We start from the raw sequence: 15,894 nt of genomic DNA, 5'->3' as shown, positions 1-15,894 counted from the left end.
CTGAGTAGTTCCGGTACCGTCGCGCCGCGTTGCGGTTGAACCGATGCTGGTGAGTCCACTGCTGGTTCGTCCGGTACCGCCAGATCCGATGCTACCGACGCTACCCCAGCGCCGGGAGGGACCGCGACGCTCCGCCGATAATTTCTCGGTCAGCTTACTAAGTCGGCTTACTACTTGCCGGGGGGTGCGTCCGGGAACCGTTTAGACGGCCTCGTTGAGCACCGGCCCCTGCGGGAAGATGGCCCGCGTGAATCCGCCCGTGGTGGTCTCTGCCAGCTGGGCGAGGTAGTCATTACGGCGCTTGGGGGTGATCCGGGACTGCGGCTCAAAACCCTGCCCGGGATCGTCCGAGTAGTGCGCGGTGAGGCCGTCACGCATGAGCCGGATGGCCTCGGCGCGCTGCTGGGAAACGGCGGCGTGGGTGGATCCAAGTTCCGCTGCCAGATCCTTGACGGTCCTGTCGCCGAAGTAGATCTCCTCGACGACGTAACGCATCCGCTCCGGGAGGGACTTAACCGCCGCGCGGAGGTACTGAAGCCGCTCGTCCGCGAGTACGGAATGTTCGGGGGTCAGGGTCTCCGCGGCCAGCGTGTCGACCACGGCTTCATCCAGTGGCGTCAGGGTCCGGGAGGCGTCCGCGAGGGCTGCCTCGACGACGCTCTGCTGCACACCCAGGGCTGCGGCGATCTCGTCGACGCTGGGGGTGCGTCCGAGGGCAGCGGCGAGGGTTTCCTGGACCGACATGGTTTCTTTGATCCGGCGCCGCGCCGAGCGGGTGGCCCAGTCGCTGGCGCGCATCTCGTCCGCGAACGCGCCCAGGATCCGCCGGCGCGCGAAGGCACCGAACGGCACGCCGAGGTCCGGGTCGAAGGAGTCCGCCGAGGTGATCAGGGCAATGGCGCCCGCAGACGCCAGGTCATCGCGGGAAAGGTGTGACGCCTTTGAGCACAAGTCTGAGACGAGGTAGCCCACCAGCGGAAGATGCTGTGTGACCATCTCGTTGCGTTCCACGCGATTCAATAGAGTGTCCCCCCATGAGACAGGATCCGGCAGCCTTAAACGAGCGGGAGCCGCACCCGAAATGGGCCCCGTGCTCCCCCCATGGAAGTCGGTGTTAAAAACCCGGGCGCAGCACCCAAGTCGAAACCTATCACCTGATCCGCGCTCTGCGTGTAACCTCAGGGAAAAGCTTGGCTGAAAATGCGGTAAGGCTTCTCGGCCGGGGCGGCAAGGGGAATGGGGCCCATGGGTGCAGGTGATCTTTCGGCAGCTCTCTGGCAGGAGCGCCGTCAGTTGGAATTGCTCTTATTCAGACTGGAGACGCAGCGGCTCCATGTCCTGGCCGGCAACGTCCAGTGGTTGAGCTTCACGGCCTCCGAAGTGGAGAGCGTCCTTGATCGCCTGCGCTTTGAGGCTTTGGCCCGGGGTGTCGAGTCGGCCGCGGTGGCGGCCGAGTGGGGTTTGCCCGCCCAGGCAACCCTGAACGAGCTCGCCGCGGGGGCACCGCCTGGCGCCTGGGCCGAGGTCCTGCAGGATCATCTGGACGGCCTGCGCGCGTTGCTCCGGCAGCTCAACGATGCCGCTCTCGCCAACGAGGACACGCTGCGCAACCTGAGCCGGCCGGTCGCGTCCGGCGCGGCCGCCGGAACGCGCAACGGCGACGCCGCTGCCACCCTGCCCGCGGACACTGCGGGGACTCTTGACCAGCTGACGACGGCGGGAAACATTGAGCGCGCCCTAGCGCTGGTCCGCCGGACGGCCCAGCCCCTTCTGGAGCAGTTTCTGGGCGGCAACCGCGGCTGACTGCGACTGTCTGTGCGTGACGCGTCTGCGTGTGCCCGTTCGGGGGTTAAGCGCCGGCGCTTAGTCCGCGGAGCGGGCCGGCTTCGGGGCCGGGGCCGGGGGCAGGAGCCCGCGCAGCGCGTCCTCCGCGTCCTGCCCGGCCTCTGCTCCGGCTTCAGCCGCCGCCAGGTTCGCCGCGGCAATCGCCTCGATGACCTCGCGGCGCTGGATCGGAACCCCGCGGGGGGCCTCAATGCCTATCCGAACACCGTCGCCGCGGCCTTCCAGAACCGTGATGACGATCCCGTCGCCGATCATGATCTGTTCGCCCGGCTTGCGTGTAAGTACCAGCATCCTCTCAATCTACCCTTCGCTGCGCGGAGCCGGTGACGAATCCTGCCGCTCGCAGTTGGTTCGTGCCTCGCATCTTAGATCCTGACCGAGCGGGCCTGGCCGGAGTCGATCCAGCCCACCGGCAGTCCCAGCGTGTTGACGGTTTCCGGGGTGGCGGTGTCGGCCGCCCCCACGACTGCGACGGCGGCGATGTCCAGTTGCGCGGCGAGCACACCCACCCAGCGCGCGGAGTCCTCCTGCTTGCGCCCGGCGTCGACCACCACCCACAGCTGGTCGGCGGACAGCGCGGCGACGGACTGGAGCCTCGCGAGGGCGTCGCGGGCCTTCCCCAGGCCGAAGGCCACGAGGACGGTCTGGTCCGTCATGACGGCGTGGGCGCGGGCCGCCGTCGCGGCCTGGCGTCCGTCCACGTGCAGATGGCCGTAGGCGGACAACTTCCCGGCTGTGCGCACGTCGGCGCCGCCGACTGCGGTGGACATGGCCAGGGCGGTGTCCAGGGCGTCGTCATCCAGCCCGATGAGCACCACCAGATCGCCGGTACCGCTCAGCGGCACAGGCACGGACTCCCGCAACCGGACCGCCGGAGCCACCGGTGCAGCAGGAGCCTCCGGCGTGGCCGGTGCAACGGCCGGCGCCGCTGCCGCCGCCGCCGTCGCCGACGGCGACGGCGACGGCGACGGTGCAGCGCCAGCGGCCGCGGCAGATGCAGAGGCGCCGGCCTTCGCTTCCGCGGCAGGGGTGCCGGCCGGGCCACGCAGCCCGTCGCCGAGCTGCTGGAGCAGTTCGGCGAAGTCCGGGGACTCCGTGGAAAGTCCGGAGTTACCGGGCCGGTGCAGGCTCAATTCGGTGGCGTCGGCTTCCTCCAGCAGGGCCGCGATCGCGGCGCCCTGCAATTCGTGGGTGGGCGCCGGCCCCGCGGGCGGATCGCCGGGACGGTCGGTCCCGGCCAGGATGTCGGGTTCGGGAACCACCTCACCGGTGACCACCTCATGTCCCGTGACCACCTCGATGATCGCCTCGTAGCGGTCGCCTGCGAAAAGTCCCGCGATCCCGGGGCTGATGACGCGCTCCGCGGAGACGATGCGGGCGGCGGGGCCGTGCTGCTGTTCCGCCTTGCGGCGGATCTCCTCTAGCGAGGCGCCTTTAAGCCGAAAGCGGTTCTGCATGGCGAACGACTCCTACTGTTTCGATCCGGACGTTGGCTGAAGTGACTTCGCGGTAGGACAGTACCGGCACCGAGCCGGGCTGCGCTCCCACGAGTCTGCGGATTGCGGGGCGGAGCGCCGGCGCGCAGACCAGCACGGCCGGGCGGTTGGCCGCGGCCGCGGAGTCGACGGCGGAACGCACCGAGCGGAGCACAGTGTCCAGCCGGTCCTGGCCCATCACGATCTGGCTGCCGCCTTCGGCGGGGCGCATGTCCTCGAGCATGTGCTGCTCCAGGACCGGGTCGATCATGATCACGTTCAGCACCGCGCCGTCCATGAATTTGGCCGTCAGCGCCGGGCCCAGGGCCTGCCGCGCGGATTCGACCAGTGATTCCGGGTCGGTGGAGACCTTGGCGCGGAGCGTAAGCGCCTCGTAGATCCTGGCGAGGTCGTTGATGGGCACCTGCTCGTCCAGCAGGCCCTGGAGCACGCGCTGCAGCTCGGCGAGGGACAGCAGCGCGGGCGTGAGTTCGTCGACGGCGGAGGGGCTCTGTTTGCGGACGCCCTCGGTGAGAACCCGGACGTCCTCGCGGGACAGCAGGCGTGCGGCGTTGGCCGTGACGATCGAGGACAGGTGGGTGACCAGGACGGAGACGCGGTCGATCACGGTGGCGCCGGTCATCTCAGCGTTGTGGCGCATTTCCGCCGGGATCCATTTCCCGGCCAGGCCGAACACGGGTTCGATCATCGCGATACCGGGGAGCGAGTCGAGGCTGTCGCCCAGGGCCAGCATCTGGCCGCTCGGGGCGGTCCCGCTGCCTGCCTCGACCCCGGCGATCCGGATCGAGTAGCTTGCCGGGGGAAGGTCCACGCTGTCCCTGGTGCGGACGGGAGGGATGACCAGTCCCAGTTCCATGGCGATCTTGTGCCGCAGGGACCTCACGCGGGCAAGCAGGTCATCCGAGGCACCGGAAACCATGTCCACGAGGTCCGGGGCGAGCAGGATCTCCACCGGGTGGACACGCATGTCCTCGAGCAGCTTCTCGTTCGGGTCCATTTCCGGGTGGCTGAGGGCGCTGGCCTCGGCGTCCCGGGTCTTCGCCTCCTGCACTTTTTGCGCCGCGATCCGGCGCGACGCGAACAGCAGCCCGGCGCCGACCAGGATGAACGGCAGGGGCGGCATGCCCGGAATGAGGGCCATCGCAATGGCGGCAACGCCGGCGATCATCAGTGCGCTGGGCGACTGCATCAGCTGGGTGGACGAGGTGGTGCCCATGTCCGATTCCGCGTTGGAACGGGTCACGATCATACCGGTGGAGACGGCCATGAGCAGGGCCGGGATCTGGGTGACGAGGCCGTCACCCATGGTCAGCAGGCCGTAGGTGTTCACGGCGTCGCCGATCTCCATGCCGCGCTGCAGCATGCCGATCGCGATGCCGCCGACGAAGTTGATGATAATGATGATGAGCCCGGCGATGGCGTCACCCTTGACGAACTTCGAGGCGCCGTCCATGGCTCCGTAGAAGTCGGCCTCGGCCGAGACTTCGGCGCGGCGTTCCCGGGCCTGGGTGTCGGTGATCAGCCCGGCGTTGAGGTCGGCGTCGATGGCCATCTGCTTGCCCGGCATCGCGTCGAGGGTGAAGCGCGCGCCGACTTCGGCCACGCGCTCCGCACCCTTGGTGACCACTACGAACTGGATGACTACGAGGATGAGGAACACGACGGCGCCGATAATCATGGATCCGCCCACGGTCACCTGGCCGAACGCCTCGATGACCTGTCCGGCGTGACCCTCCCCCAGAATCAGCCGGGTGGACGCGACGTTCAGGCCCAGCCGGAACAGGGTGGCAACCAGCAGGAGCGACGGGAAGACGGAGAAGTCCAGCGGCTTCTTCACGAACATGCTGGTTAGAAGGATCAGGAGCGCCAGGAGGATATTGCAGACGATGAGGACATCCAGCAGTGGCGCGGGCACCGGAACAATCAGCAGCAGCACAATGCCGACGATGCCGATGGGCACTGTCAGCGGACCGAGCTTGTTCTTCATGGTGCGGTCCTTTCACAGACGTTGGCTGGAGACGTGTTCATAGGGCGGTGGCCATCCGGTGCATGCCGCGGGCGGCGCCGCGTGCCTTGAGCGACATCACGAAGGCGAGGACCCCTGCCACCGCGCGGTAGAAGTCCACCGGGATTTCCTGGCCCAGTTCGCAGGCGCTGTGCAGCGCCCGGGTCAGCGGAATGTCCTGGACCATCGGCACGTTCTTTGCCTCGGCCTCGTCCCTGATCCTGGCGGCGATGTGGCCGGAGCCCTTGGCCACCACCCGGGGTGCGGACTTTCCCGGTTCGTACTTGAGCGCCACGGCGAAGTGGGTGGGGTTGACCAGCACGACGTCGGCGTCGCCGATCGCCGCGATCATGCGGTTCCTGCTCATCGCCATCTGCCGCGCCCGCCGCTGGGATCGGATCAGCGGGTCGCCTTCGCTGCTCTTGTTCTCGTCCTGGATTTCCTTTTTGGACATCCGGGTCTTCTTGCGGTTGCGGCGCATCACGACGAAGAAGTCTGCCGCCGCCAGCACGATGCCGGCCGCCACGGCGAACTGGACCAGCGAGGCGATCCCACCGCCCGCGGCCTGCACCACCCCGGAGACCGGCATTCCTCCGGCCGTCAGGAGGACCGGAACCAGCCCCTGCACAACGCTGTAGAGGACCAGACCCACCACGCTGGCCTTCAGCAGCGCCTTGACGCCGCCCCAGATCGCCTGGGTGCCAAAGACGCGTTTCAGGCCGCTGAGCAGTTTGAAGTGCTCGAAGTCCAGCTTGAACTTCTTCATGTGCACCCCGCCTTGCAGCGCGGCCCCGGCGAGGACCACGATGAACACCACAATCAGCATGGGTCCGACGATCCCGCCGATGGCGGCGAGTCCGTCCTCCAGGGCTTTCACGGCCTTGCCCGGCTCCGGGGCCGCGACAATGCCGCGGACGCTGAAGAGCTGGTCCGTGGCGGCGCTGGAGGCGCGTTCGATGGTGGCCGGAAGCATGATGGCGGCGGCGCCGACGCCCACCCACGCGGTGAGGTCCTGGGAGCGGGAAAGCTGGCCCTTGGAACGGACCTCTTTCATGCGTTTGTCGGTGGCTTCTTCGGTTTTTTCCTGTGAATCCGACATCAGCCCACCCCCAGCACTGTCTTGGCGGCCTGGTTTGCGAGGCTGGAGACGATTCTGGGCAGCGCCAGGAACATGAATCCGGCGAGCATCAGCGTCATCAGGATTTTGAGCGGGAAGCCGAGCGAGAAGGCGTTGAGCGCCGGGGCCACACGCGTCAGCAGGCCCAGTCCGACGTCTGCGAGAAACAGCACCACCACCAGCGGACCGGCAATCTGGACGGCGGCGAGGAACATGCCGGTCACCGCCGACGTCATGGCCTGCACCGGCTGGGCCAGATCGATACCGCCGGCCAGCGGCAGGGCCACGAAGCTGCCCGTGAGTCCGGTGATGACCAGCTGGTAGCCGTCCGAGGCGAACAGCAGCGCCAGGGCGGCCATCTGCATCAGCCGGGTGAACTGTGCGCCGTTGACGTTCATCTGGGGGTCAAAGCTCTGCGCCAGCTGGAACCCGCTGAAGAGGTCGATCAGGCTGCCGGCGGACTGGACGGCAGAGAAGATCACCAGCACCAGGAAGCCGAGGGCCAGCCCGGTGACGAGTTCCAGGACCACCCCCGTGAGGAAGCCGGCGGTGTCGCGTGGCGTGTAGCCGTCGGACACCCACTGGGAGACCGCCAGGCCGAGCCCGAGCCCGAGCATGGCTTTAACGCGGCCGGGGAACGCCTGGTATGCGAAGGGCGGCGCCACGATCAGGAATGCCGTCATCCGGACGGTGGCCAGCAGAACCGCTTCCAGCCACGTCGGGTCGATCGGTATGCCCACCTCACAGGCCTCCGAGCAGGGCCGGGATCTTGTCGAAGAGGTCGTTGGTGAAGGCCACCATCTCCGAGATCATCCAGTGGCCGCAGATCAGCAGGGCGACTGCCACGGCCGCGGCCTTGGGCACGAATGACAGGGTGGCTTCCTGCAGCTGGGTGATGGACTGCAGCAGCGCGATGGCCAGTCCCACCACGAGTGCTGTCACCAGCACAGGCGCGGAGAGCTTGGCCGCGACGATCATGGCCTGGAGGCAGATGTCCAGGACGGCGTTGGCGTTCATCCGGTGCCCGCATAGCTTTGGATCAGCGAGGTGATGATCAGGCCCCAGCCGTCCACGAGGACAAAGAGCAGGATCTTGAAGGGCAGCGAAATCATCACCGGCGGGAGCATCATCATGCCCATGGACATCAGGGCCGCGGAGACCACGAGGTCGATCACCAGGAACGGGATGAAGATGACGAAACCGATGATGAACGCGGCACGCAGTTCCGAAATCATGAAGGCGGGAATGAGGGTCTGCATGGGAACGGCCTCGGGGGTGGCCGGATTTTCCGCTGCGGCGGCCCGGGACATCAGGGCGATGTCCTCTTCCCGCGTGTGGGCCAGCATGAACTGCTGCAGCGGCCCGCTGGCCGCACCGACGGCCCCGTTGAAGTCCAGGGTGCCGTTGAGGTAGGGCTGGATCCCGATCGTGTTCATCTCGTTGATGACCGGCCACATGACGAAAATCGACAAGAACAGGGCCAGCCCCGCGAGGACCTGGTTCGGCGGGATGGACGGCAGCGACAGCGCGTTGCGGGTCATGGCCAGCACCACGAAGATCTTGGTAAAGGAGGTCATCATCAGCAGCAGCGCCGGCGCCACCGAGAGCAGGGTGATGCCGATCAGGGTCAGGACCGCCGTCGACGGTTTGCCGTCCAGTCCGTTGATCTCGATGTTGACGCTTCCGCTGCCGGGGTTCGCCGGATCAGTTGGCGCTACCGGCGGGGTGGGGTCGATGGGAGCGGCGTGGCCGGCCGAGGCGTTCAGCCACAGCAGCAGCACCGCGAACAGGACGGCGGCCAGGCCCAGGACAATGGCCCTGGCCGGTCCGACGGCAGGAGGGCGCGCGGAGGCGGAGCGGGAAGCTAGGGAGCGGGTCAATTGCGGCGTCCGCTCCTGAGAGCGGCGGCGGCCTGCTTCCACGTGGAGCCGGCAAGGATTGAACCGTGCAGGGGCGCGTGGCCGGACGCGCTGCCGCGCAGCGCCGGTCCCCGCGCATGGGAGTCCCGGTGCAGCGTGCTGCGGCGGGACAGCGGGGCGTTTCCGGCGTCGGGGCCGGCGGGCTCGTCGCTGCCCTCGACGGGAAGCTCCTCGAAGGCGGACTGTCCGCCGTGCAGCGGGCCGAAGCCGGACAGCACTCGGGCGAATTCACCGGCTCCGCGGCGGGTTTCCGGCACAGCCGGCTCTTCGGCTTCGGCCGGGATGTCGCCGGTGTGCAGGACGTTGACGGCGTGTTCCGTGACGCCCAGCAGGAAGCGCTGCCCGGCGGCGTCGACCACCACCACGGACGCTTTCTGGCCGACGCTCTGCCGGCTGACAATGGTCAGTGCGCGGTCAGCCCGCCGCCGTCCGGTGCCTTTGCCGAGCCGGCGTTGCAGCAACCACATGAGGCCCAGCACCGCGCCCAGGGCCACGAATACCCGCAGCCCGAGGATCAGTGCGTCCATTCAGCTGAGCCCCTCGGCAACATCGAGGATGCGGGTGATCCGGACCGCGTAGTCCTGGTCCAGCACCACCACTTCGCCGTGGGCAATCAGCCGGCCGTTGAGCAGGACGTCCGCCGGGGCGCCGGCGGAACGGTCGAGTTCAATGATTTTTCCCGGTTCGAGCGAGAGCACGTCGCGCACCGACATGCGGGTGCGTCCGATCTCCACGGTCAGGGCCATTTCGATGTTGTTGATCCGCCCCAGCCGGCCGGCAACGGCCTCGCCGCCGGCGAACACGTCCCCTGCGCGGTCCTGGCTGGTGCTGTGCTCCCGGAGACGGACGGCGAACCAGGCGGCGGCGTTGACGCCGTCGGACAGTTCGAAGACAGCGGTGTCGGGGTCCGAAAGCAGCCCGGAGGCGTCGGACTCGCGCAGGTCGCTCAGAACGCCGGCGCCGAAGACAGAACTGGCGCTTTCCATCGCCGGGCGCAGCACGTCGGTCACCGAAACGACGCCGGGCTGGCTCCCCGACATGCCGCCGGCCGCTTCGTCGAGGAAGGTGCGGTCGCTCAACATGAGCGCGAGGTCGGCGGTGACAGAACCGACGAACGTCGCGGTGACGGCCTGGCGGGCGTAGGGCGCGGCAGCACGGGCCGGCACCAGGGCCAGCACCTTGAGCGCTACCGGGCTCGGCAGTTCCTCAACGAGCCGTTCCGCCGACGATTCGTGCCTGGTCAGGGTGATGCTCATCGGTGATTCTCCTCGATTGTGACAATGACGGCGGCCGCACGGGACCCGTTGCGGGCCGGGGCGGCAGTGGCGAGCCGGGTGCCGTCCAGGGTGAGGTCAAACGGGCGGTTTTCCATGTGCGGCAGGGTCAGAACGTCGCCCACGGCGAGGCCCAGGACCTGGCTGGGGGTGACGAACGACGTCGAAAGCCGGACCGACAATTCCACCGGGACCCGTTCCAGCTGGGCGGTGACGCGTGCCGCGGCGTCCCCGCGGTTGTCCGTCGGGTTGACCTTCTTGAGCCGGCCCAGCAGGATGCTGGCGGGGACGGCCAGGGTGGCGGGGGCGCTCATGTCGCCGACGTTCATGGTGAACGCCGCAACGATCATCAGTTCGCTGGGGGCTGCGGCCTGGGCGAACTGGGAGTTGTACTGGATGGTGTCCACGCGGACGGTTTCGCTCAGCAGCGGTCCCAGGGAGTAGCCGAGGTCTTCAAGGGCCTCGTCCATGAGGCCCTTGACCAGGGCCTGTTCGATCTGGGTGAACTTGCGGTCCGGCATGGGCGCGTCGTTCGAGGCGCCCAACATGCGGTTGACCCAGCCGAGGGCGGCCGGGGCGGGGAACTGCACCACGAGCTTGGAATCGTGCCCCTCCACCGTGCACAACACCATGGCGGTGACCGCGGGCAGGGAGGCGGCGTACTCGTCGTAGCTGAGCATGCTGACGTCTTCGAGCCGCACCACGGATTTAACGCGGACCTTAGCGGTGAGCTGGGTTCCCCACTGCCGGGCGTAGGTTTCGAAAGCGAGCTCCAGGACACGGCTGTGTTCGCGGGCGAGCGTTGCGGGGCGCCGGAAGTCGTAGACGCTGACCGTCCGCTCCCGTGCCACTTCCCGCTCATCCAAAACACTCACGGTTGCCACTATCGGCAAGGGATCCGCCGTCGTAAGCAGTTGGCCACAGGCAAAAGCAGTGGCACAACACAGCAGGCAAGAACAGACTCTATTTCTCGCTGTGCTTGAGCACTTCCGGGATGAGTGCCCGGACGACGTCGGGCTGGTCCGAGATGATCACGATGTCCACCCGGCGGTTTCGCTCCATGAGCGCCGGCGTGGAATCGTCATTGACCTGCCGTGCGGAGCCGAAGGCGACGGCGCCGATGGTTGCCGGGGCGATGCCGCCGCGGTCGACCATGTAGCGCAGGACGTTCACGGCACGGGCCGAGGACAACTCCCAGGTAGACGGGTAGGAGGTCACGCCGTTGGCGGCGTGGCCTTCGACCATGATCTCCAGGGCCGCCGGTCCGAGGATGGGCGAGATTATTTTCAGGACGTGGGCGGCCCGCGCTGTCAGTTCCGGCCGGTCCGGTGCGAAAAAGGTCTGGGAGCCGATCAGTTTGACCGTGAGTCCGCGCTGGTCGATCTGGAATTCGACATTCTCGCTGAGCCCGGCGGCCTTCAGGCCGGCCTTCATCTTCGCCTCCAGGGCCCGCAGCCGGTCCACTTCCTTCAAGGCCGCTTCGAGCGCGTCGGGCGCCGCCGTCGCTTTTGCCGACGGCAGGGCGGCGAAGGCCTCGAGGTTTTCGTCCACGAATTCCGGCGGGACTACCGTGCCCTCGGCCGTGTCCACTGTTTCGCTCGCTACCGCACCAAAGCCGGTGGCGAGGGAATTGCGGAGCTTCTCGAACTTGTTCGCGTCAACGGTGGACATGGCGTAGAGGACGATGAACAGGCACATCAGCACCGTGACCATGTCCATGTAGGACGCCATCCAGCGTTCGTCGACGTGGTGCTCTTCGGGTTTCTTGCGGGGGCGACGGCGGCCACTCACGCGGCGTTGTCCATCGCTTCGGCGTCGCCGGCCGGTGCCTTGCGGTCGTTTCCGGAACTCTTGAGCTGGTGTTCGGGAACCATGGAACGGAGACGTTCGGCGAGCAGCAGCGGCTGGGCGCCGGCCTGCACGGCGAGCATGCCTTCCATCAGCAGCGTCCGGCGTTCAATGTCCAGTTCGGACAGCCTCGCCAGGCGGGAGCTGAACGGCAGCCAGATGAAGTTGGCGGACAGCAGGCCCCAGAGCGTGGCGACGAACGCGGCGGCAATCATGTGCCCCAGTTCGTCCGGCTGGGACAGGTTTTCCAGGACGTGGGTCAGGGAGACGACAGTTCCGACGATGCCGACGGTGGGGGCGTAACCGCCAAGGGACGCGAAGAACTTCGACGCGGAATGGTCGCTGCGTGCCTTCGTGTCGATCTCATCCTCCATCTGCATCCGGAGGTCTTCGGCGTCGGTGCCGTCGGCGATGTTCTGCAGGGCACGGGCCAGGAAGGGATCGTTGACGCTGGCGGCTTCCTCCTCGAGGGACAGGAGGCCCTCGCTGCGCGCCTTTTCGGCGAACCGGACCATCTGGTCGATGCTGTCCTGCGGCTTCGCTGTTTTCCCGATGAACATCCCCGGCACCGCTTTGAAGGCCTGGATGACGTCCTTGAGGGTGTTCCCGGCCAGTCCGATGGCCAGGGTGGCCCCGAAGACAAGGATCATCGGGGCTGGGAGCAGTAGCGACGAGAGGCTGCCGCCTTCCAGCAGGACCATCACGATGAGGGAGCCAAAGGCGAGGAGCAGTCCGATGACTGTTGCGGGATCCATGGATTACTTTCTTGGTGGCTCAGGTGCGGGGCGGCGGCCGCCGTCTTCAGGGTCCGACGGCGGCACGAGGCTTAACGGGTATCCCGTCACGGCGGGAAAGTCCCGTGCCTTGCTCAGGACGTACGCCCGGTAGTCGGCGATGAGCTCGACAACTTCTGCGAGGCTTTCCAGCACCACGTACGCGGCGCCGTCGAGGGTCACCAGATGGGTGTCCGGGCTCTCGTGGATGCGCTCGATCAGATCCGGATTGACCGCGAAGCGCGTTCCGTTGAGGCGTGTGACGACGATCATGGGCCGATTCTGCTCTGGTTTTCTGCTCAGCGGGTGTTCCGCTCAGCGTGGTCAGCAAGGGAGGGTGTGTTCTCCTCCTACTGTCGGCAGAGGCGGCCTGTTCGTTAGGCGGCGGGCAAGTCGTTAGGAGGCGGCCTGCGCCGACGTGCGGAGCCCGTGGACGAACTCAAGCTTCTCGATCACCGCGTTGGGGAGGACGAAGGGGTAGAGATCGTCCTTTCCCATGCTCCGGTTGACCTGGTTCAGCGCGACCGAGAGCGGCAGCCATTCGGTTTCCACGAGGTCGCAGAACGACGAGGCCTCCGGTGTCTTCGGGATCAGGCCGAATTCCCGGGCGGTGTCAACGGTGTCGCAGATGTGCAGATAGTGGGCGAAGGACTCGGCGAAATCCTCGTACGGGTGCATGGTGGCGTACCGGGAGATGTACCGCTGCTCCCAGTCCGCAGGGGCGCCTTCGGAGTAGTGGCGGTCAATCTCCGCCTGGTAGTCCTTGGTGTCGTCGCCGAAGAGATCCCGGGCCTCTTGGGTCAGCCCGTCATGGCTGAAGACGAGCGCGTCCTCAAAATAGTGGCCCACTTCGTGCCGGAAATGCCCCAGCATCGTGCGGTAAGGCTCATCGAGCTGGGCGCGCATCCTCTCGCGGTAGGCGTCGTCGCTCTCCGCAAGGTCAATGGTGATGATTCCGGCGGCATGGCCGATGACCACGTTCTCATGGACGCTGGACAGCAGGTCGAACGCAAGGCCCTTGTCAGGATCCTCCGCACGGGTGACGATCGGCAGGCCCAGCTCATCCAGTTCGGAGATGAGCTGGCGCTTGGCCCGCTCAGCCACAATGAACTGTGAGATGCCTTTGGCGTCGCCGTCGTGGGGCCTGGTCCGTGTGAGGTCGCAGCTGAAGCACTGGCCGCCGCTCGTCGGGGCAAGCCAGGTGCAGCCGGAGAGCAACAGATTCGCGCAGATGTACCACTCTTTGCCCGATGAGTCCCGGCAACGCCCTTCCCCGTCCACCACGACGATCGCGCGCAGCTCCCGCAGGTATCCGAGGTTCGTTCCGCAGTGCAGGCAGACCGAATTTTCAAAGAACACGGCCGAGCCGCAGACACCGCAGGATTGTTTTTTCACCTCACGATCCTACCGTTGCCTGCGCCGGGCTAGAGTGGGTCCCAACTTCGAGGAGGCGTGCATGGACAACGAATCTCTGCCATCCGGGGCCAAGGATCCCGGGCCCTTCTTCCACGGCACGAAGGCTCGCCTGTTGCCGGGGGATTTGCTGGAACCCGGCTATAGCTCGAATTTCGGTGAGCGAAAGCGGGCGAACTACATCTACCTGACCGCCACACTCGATGCTGCTACTTGGGGCGCGGAGCTGGGGCTCGGCGAGGGACCGGGCAGAATCTACCGCGTGGAGCCCACGGGCCCGTTTGAGGATGACCCCAATCTGACGGACCAGAAGTTCCCGGGCAACCCGACGAGGTCCTACCGCACCAGGGAGCCGCTGCGGGTGGTTGACGAGGTCTTGGACTGGCAGCCGCACTCCCCTGAGGTGCTGCAAAAATGCGGAACCATCTGGAAGAACTCAAGCGGCTTGGCGTCGAGGCAATCAACTGACATCGCGGCGCCAAGATGACCCGGCCCGAGTCCGCAAATTTTGTTCCGCGGACCCGGGCCGGAGTCATTCAGGAGTCGGCCAGCTCTTCCGTTAGTTCTAGCGCTTGAGGTTGCCCAGTTCCTGCAGAACTTCGTCCGAGGTGGTGATGATGCGGGCGTTGGCCTGGAAGCCGCGCTGGGCGACGATCAGGTTGGTGAATTCCTGGGAGAGGTCCACGTTGGACATTTCCAGGGAGCCGCCGGAGAGGCTGCCGATGCCGGCGTCGCCCGCTCCGCCGAGCTGCACGCCGCCGGAGTTGGCCGTGGCAACGTAGGACGAGCCGCCGGTCTTCTCCAGCCCGGAGGGGTTGGTGAACTTGGCGAGCGCGATCTTGGCGAGGACCTGCTTCACGCCGTTGCTGAAGGATCCGATCAGGGAGCCGTCGTTGCCGAGGGTGTAGGACTCCAGCTTGCCGGCGGCGGAGCCGTTCTGGCCGCTGACGGCGAGGGAGGTCATCCCCGCGAAGGAGGAGACCTCGGGAAGGTTGACGGTGATGCCGCCGACCGTCAGCGGGCCGCCGCTGGTCAGCTTCCCGTTGGTGAAGCCCAGAGTCGCCGTTCCCGTGCTGCCGTTGGCATCCGCGCCGGAAACATTCCAGCTGTTGCCTGCCCCGGTGAAGGTGAGGGTGAGGTTCCGCTCGGCACCGGTGGCGTCGTAGACCTTGACGACGCGTTCCAGCGTGCCGCCCTCGCTCGGCAGGTTGCCGTCCACGGTGACCGCGTTCGTGGACACCGCGGGCACCAGGTTGTTGGCGTTCAGCGCGAGGTCACCGACCGGTCCGCCGGTGTTGACTGCACCGTTGACGGCCGTCCAGCCCTGCAGGATGCCGCCGTCGGGGCTGACCAGCTGGCCGGCGGCGTCGGGGCTGAAGGCGCCGGCGCGGGTGAAGAGCTGCTGGCCGCCCTTGCTGGTGACGAAGAAGCCGTCGCCGGAGATCATCATGTCCGTGGCGCGGCCGGTGCTCTGCGAGGAGCCCTGGGCGAAGTTGGTGCTGACACCGGCGACGCGGACGCCGAGGCCGATCTGCGCGGGGTTACTGCCGCCCGTTTCGGCCTGCGGGCCGGAGGCGCCCTGCGTCATCTGGGACAGGGTGTCCTGGAACTGGGTGGAGGACGCCTTGAAGCCGGCCGTGTTGACGTTGGCGATGTTGTTGCCGGTGACGTCCAGCATGGTCTGGTGGGCGCGGAGGCCGGAGATTCCGGAGTACAGCGAGCGGAGCATGGGAACTGCCTTTCTACGGGTGGAAAACTGGTCAGGGAGCGGCCGGAGCGGTGAGCCCGGTGATGGAGTCGAGGGGGATGGAGAGGTCGCCAACCTTGACGGTCGGAACTGCTCCGGAGTAGGACACGGAGCTGGCGATGCCCGTGCCGGTGGTGCCGTCAGTGAGCGTGTAGTCAACGGACTGGCCGACCAGCTGGGCGGCGGCCTGCCGCATCTGCAGGGAGAACCCTTCCTGGCTGTTGGTGGTCAGTTCCTGCATCTTTTCCATCATGGAGAGCTGGATGGTCTGGCTCATCATCTGGTTGGTGTCCATGGGCGCGCTCGGGTTCTGGTTCTTGAGCTGGGCGACCAGGAGGGACATAAAGACCTCCGAATCCATGGTCTGCACGGGTGCCCGCACGGCAGCTGCCTGCGAGGTCTCCCCCGCGGCTGTGACCGGCTGCGGGGCGATGGGCTGGATCGTCATGAGTCGCGT

Annotated in this window: 18 protein-coding genes and 1 pseudogene; 2 read left to right on the top strand and 17 right to left on the bottom strand. The window is 67.0% G+C overall.

Annotated elements, in window-relative coordinates; translation table 11 throughout:
- Nucleotides 1–201: 201 nt before the first annotated feature.
- On the bottom strand, nt 202–1,020 hold the full coding sequence (locus tag ASE96_RS00290) for a sigma-70 family RNA polymerase sigma factor (protein ID WP_056424411.1): 819 nt from the start codon (nt 1,018–1,020) through the stop codon (nt 202–204).
- 216 nt (nt 1,021–1,236) lie between these two features.
- On the opposite strand from ASE96_RS00290, the gene flgN reads away from it, so the two are divergent.
- Nucleotides 1,237–1,803: a flagellar export chaperone FlgN gene (flgN, locus tag ASE96_RS00285; protein WP_056424407.1), complete on the top strand. Its 567-nt coding sequence runs from the start codon at nt 1,237–1,239 to the stop codon at nt 1,801–1,803.
- A 60-nt stretch (nt 1,804–1,863) separates the two neighbouring features.
- On the opposite strand, the gene ASE96_RS00280 is transcribed toward flgN, so the two are convergent.
- The 14 genes from ASE96_RS00280 to ASE96_RS00215 form a co-directional block, all read right to left on the bottom strand.
- Complete coding sequence (locus ASE96_RS00280) at nt 1,864–2,136, bottom strand: carbon storage regulator (RefSeq protein ID WP_056424404.1); 273 nt, start codon at nt 2,134–2,136, stop codon at nt 1,864–1,866.
- 74 nt (nt 2,137–2,210) lie between these two features.
- Nucleotides 2,211–3,302, bottom strand: coding sequence for a hypothetical protein (locus ASE96_RS19300; RefSeq protein WP_056424401.1), 1,092 nt, complete (start codon nt 3,300–3,302; stop codon nt 2,211–2,213).
- Nucleotides 3,280–5,328, bottom strand: a complete 2,049-nt coding sequence (locus ASE96_RS00270) for a flagellar biosynthesis protein FlhA (RefSeq protein ID WP_056424398.1) — start codon at nt 5,326–5,328, stop codon at nt 3,280–3,282. The genes ASE96_RS19300 and ASE96_RS00270 overlap by 23 nt, the downstream gene beginning before the upstream one ends.
- A 37-nt stretch (nt 5,329–5,365) precedes the next feature.
- A complete protein-coding gene (locus ASE96_RS00265; RefSeq protein WP_056424395.1) occupies nt 5,366–6,445 on the bottom strand; it encodes an EscU/YscU/HrcU family type III secretion system export apparatus switch protein in 1,080 nt (359 codons plus the stop codon).
- Nucleotides 6,445–7,203, bottom strand: coding sequence for a flagellar biosynthetic protein FliR (locus ASE96_RS00260; RefSeq protein WP_056424392.1), 759 nt, complete (start codon nt 7,201–7,203; stop codon nt 6,445–6,447). The genes ASE96_RS00265 and ASE96_RS00260 overlap by 1 nt, the downstream gene beginning before the upstream one ends.
- Nucleotide 7,204: 1 nt before the next feature.
- The gene (gene fliQ, locus ASE96_RS00255) at nt 7,205–7,480 is read right to left on the bottom strand and encodes a flagellar biosynthesis protein FliQ (RefSeq protein ID WP_056424389.1); all 276 of its coding nucleotides are present in this window, start codon (nt 7,478–7,480) and stop codon (nt 7,205–7,207) included.
- Entirely contained in the window at nt 7,477–8,343 is an 867-nt protein-coding gene (fliP, locus tag ASE96_RS00250) for a flagellar type III secretion system pore protein FliP (RefSeq protein ID WP_056424387.1), read from the bottom strand. The genes fliQ and fliP overlap by 4 nt, the downstream gene beginning before the upstream one ends.
- On the bottom strand, nt 8,340–8,909 hold the full coding sequence (gene fliO / locus ASE96_RS00245) for a flagellar biosynthetic protein FliO (RefSeq protein ID WP_056424384.1): 570 nt from the start codon (nt 8,907–8,909) through the stop codon (nt 8,340–8,342). Before fliO ends, fliP begins: the two co-directional genes overlap by 4 nt.
- Nucleotides 8,910–9,638 (bottom strand): flagellar motor switch protein FliN, encoded by a 729-nt coding sequence (gene fliN / locus ASE96_RS00240; protein WP_056424381.1) that lies wholly within the window; start codon nt 9,636–9,638, stop codon nt 8,910–8,912.
- On the bottom strand, nt 9,635–10,531 hold the full coding sequence (locus tag ASE96_RS00235) for a flagellar motor switch protein FliM (RefSeq protein WP_235500058.1): 897 nt from the start codon (nt 10,529–10,531) through the stop codon (nt 9,635–9,637). The genes fliN and ASE96_RS00235 overlap by 4 nt, the downstream gene beginning before the upstream one ends.
- Before the next feature lie 88 nt (nt 10,532–10,619).
- Complete coding sequence (locus ASE96_RS00230) at nt 10,620–11,447, bottom strand: OmpA/MotB family protein (RefSeq protein WP_056424375.1); 828 nt, start codon at nt 11,445–11,447, stop codon at nt 10,620–10,622.
- On the bottom strand, nt 11,444–12,259 hold the full coding sequence (locus tag ASE96_RS00225; protein ID WP_056424372.1) for a motility protein A: 816 nt from the start codon (nt 12,257–12,259) through the stop codon (nt 11,444–11,446). The genes ASE96_RS00230 and ASE96_RS00225 overlap by 4 nt, the downstream gene beginning before the upstream one ends.
- Nucleotides 12,260–12,262: 3 nt before the next feature.
- Nucleotides 12,263–12,550, bottom strand: a complete 288-nt coding sequence (locus ASE96_RS00220; protein WP_056424367.1) for a flagellar FlbD family protein — start codon at nt 12,548–12,550, stop codon at nt 12,263–12,265.
- Nucleotides 12,551–12,673: 123 nt separating this feature from the next.
- Nucleotides 12,674–13,672 (bottom strand): zinc-binding metallopeptidase family protein, encoded by a 999-nt coding sequence (locus tag ASE96_RS00215; RefSeq protein ID WP_056424365.1) that lies wholly within the window; start codon nt 13,670–13,672, stop codon nt 12,674–12,676.
- Nucleotides 13,673–13,733: 61 nt separating this feature from the next.
- On the opposite strand from ASE96_RS00215, the pseudogene arr reads away from it, so the two are divergent.
- Nucleotides 13,734–14,158, top strand: a pseudogene (arr, locus tag ASE96_RS00210) (NAD(+)--rifampin ADP-ribosyltransferase).
- A gap of 97 nt (nt 14,159–14,255) precedes the next feature.
- Here the strand turns inward: arr and ASE96_RS00205 are convergent.
- Together ASE96_RS00205 and ASE96_RS00200 are read right to left on the bottom strand one after the other, a co-directional pair.
- Nucleotides 14,256–15,419 (bottom strand): flagellar hook protein FlgE, encoded by a 1,164-nt coding sequence (locus ASE96_RS00205; protein ID WP_056424363.1) that lies wholly within the window; start codon nt 15,417–15,419, stop codon nt 14,256–14,258.
- A 31-nt stretch (nt 15,420–15,450) separates the two neighbouring features.
- The gene (locus tag ASE96_RS00200; RefSeq protein ID WP_056424360.1) at nt 15,451–15,885 is read right to left on the bottom strand and encodes a flagellar hook assembly protein FlgD; all 435 of its coding nucleotides are present in this window, start codon (nt 15,883–15,885) and stop codon (nt 15,451–15,453) included.
- Nucleotides 15,886–15,894: the final 9 nt, after the last annotated feature.

This window comes from Arthrobacter sp. Leaf69 (assembly GCF_001422645.1).
Classification (GTDB): domain Bacteria; phylum Actinomycetota; class Actinomycetes; order Actinomycetales; family Micrococcaceae; genus Arthrobacter.
Note: the sequence above shows the minus strand (reverse complement) of the source record. Positions and strands in the feature narration are given on the sequence as shown.

Coding starts and splice junctions, on each gene's coding strand:
- flgN (WP_056424407.1), top strand. CDS start 1,237: ATGGGGCCCATGGGTGCAGGTGATCTTTCGGCAGCTCTCTGGCAGGAG.
- ASE96_RS00280 (WP_056424404.1), bottom strand. CDS start 2,136: ATGCTGGTACTTACACGCAAGCCGGGCGAACAGATCATGATCGGCGAC.
- ASE96_RS19300 (WP_056424401.1), bottom strand. CDS start 3,302: ATGCAGAACCGCTTTCGGCTTAAAGGCGCCTCGCTAGAGGAGATCCGC.
- ASE96_RS00270 (WP_056424398.1), bottom strand. CDS start 5,328: ATGAAGAACAAGCTCGGTCCGCTGACAGTGCCCATCGGCATCGTCGGC.
- ASE96_RS00265 (WP_056424395.1), bottom strand. CDS start 6,445: ATGTCGGATTCACAGGAAAAAACCGAAGAAGCCACCGACAAACGCATG.
- fliQ (WP_056424389.1), bottom strand. CDS start 7,480: ATGAACGCCAACGCCGTCCTGGACATCTGCCTCCAGGCCATGATCGTC.
- fliO (WP_056424384.1), bottom strand. CDS start 8,909: ATGGACGCACTGATCCTCGGGCTGCGGGTATTCGTGGCCCTGGGCGCG.
- fliN (WP_056424381.1), bottom strand. CDS start 9,638: ATGAGCATCACCCTGACCAGGCACGAATCGTCGGCGGAACGGCTCGTT.
- ASE96_RS00225 (WP_056424372.1), bottom strand. CDS start 12,259: ATGGATCCCGCAACAGTCATCGGACTGCTCCTCGCCTTTGGCTCCCTC.
- ASE96_RS00220 (WP_056424367.1), bottom strand. CDS start 12,550: ATGATCGTCGTCACACGCCTCAACGGAACGCGCTTCGCGGTCAATCCG.
- ASE96_RS00205 (WP_056424363.1), bottom strand. CDS start 15,419: ATGCTCCGCTCGCTGTACTCCGGAATCTCCGGCCTCCGCGCCCACCAG.
- ASE96_RS00200 (WP_056424360.1), bottom strand. CDS start 15,885: ATGACGATCCAGCCCATCGCCCCGCAGCCGGTCACAGCCGCGGGGGAG.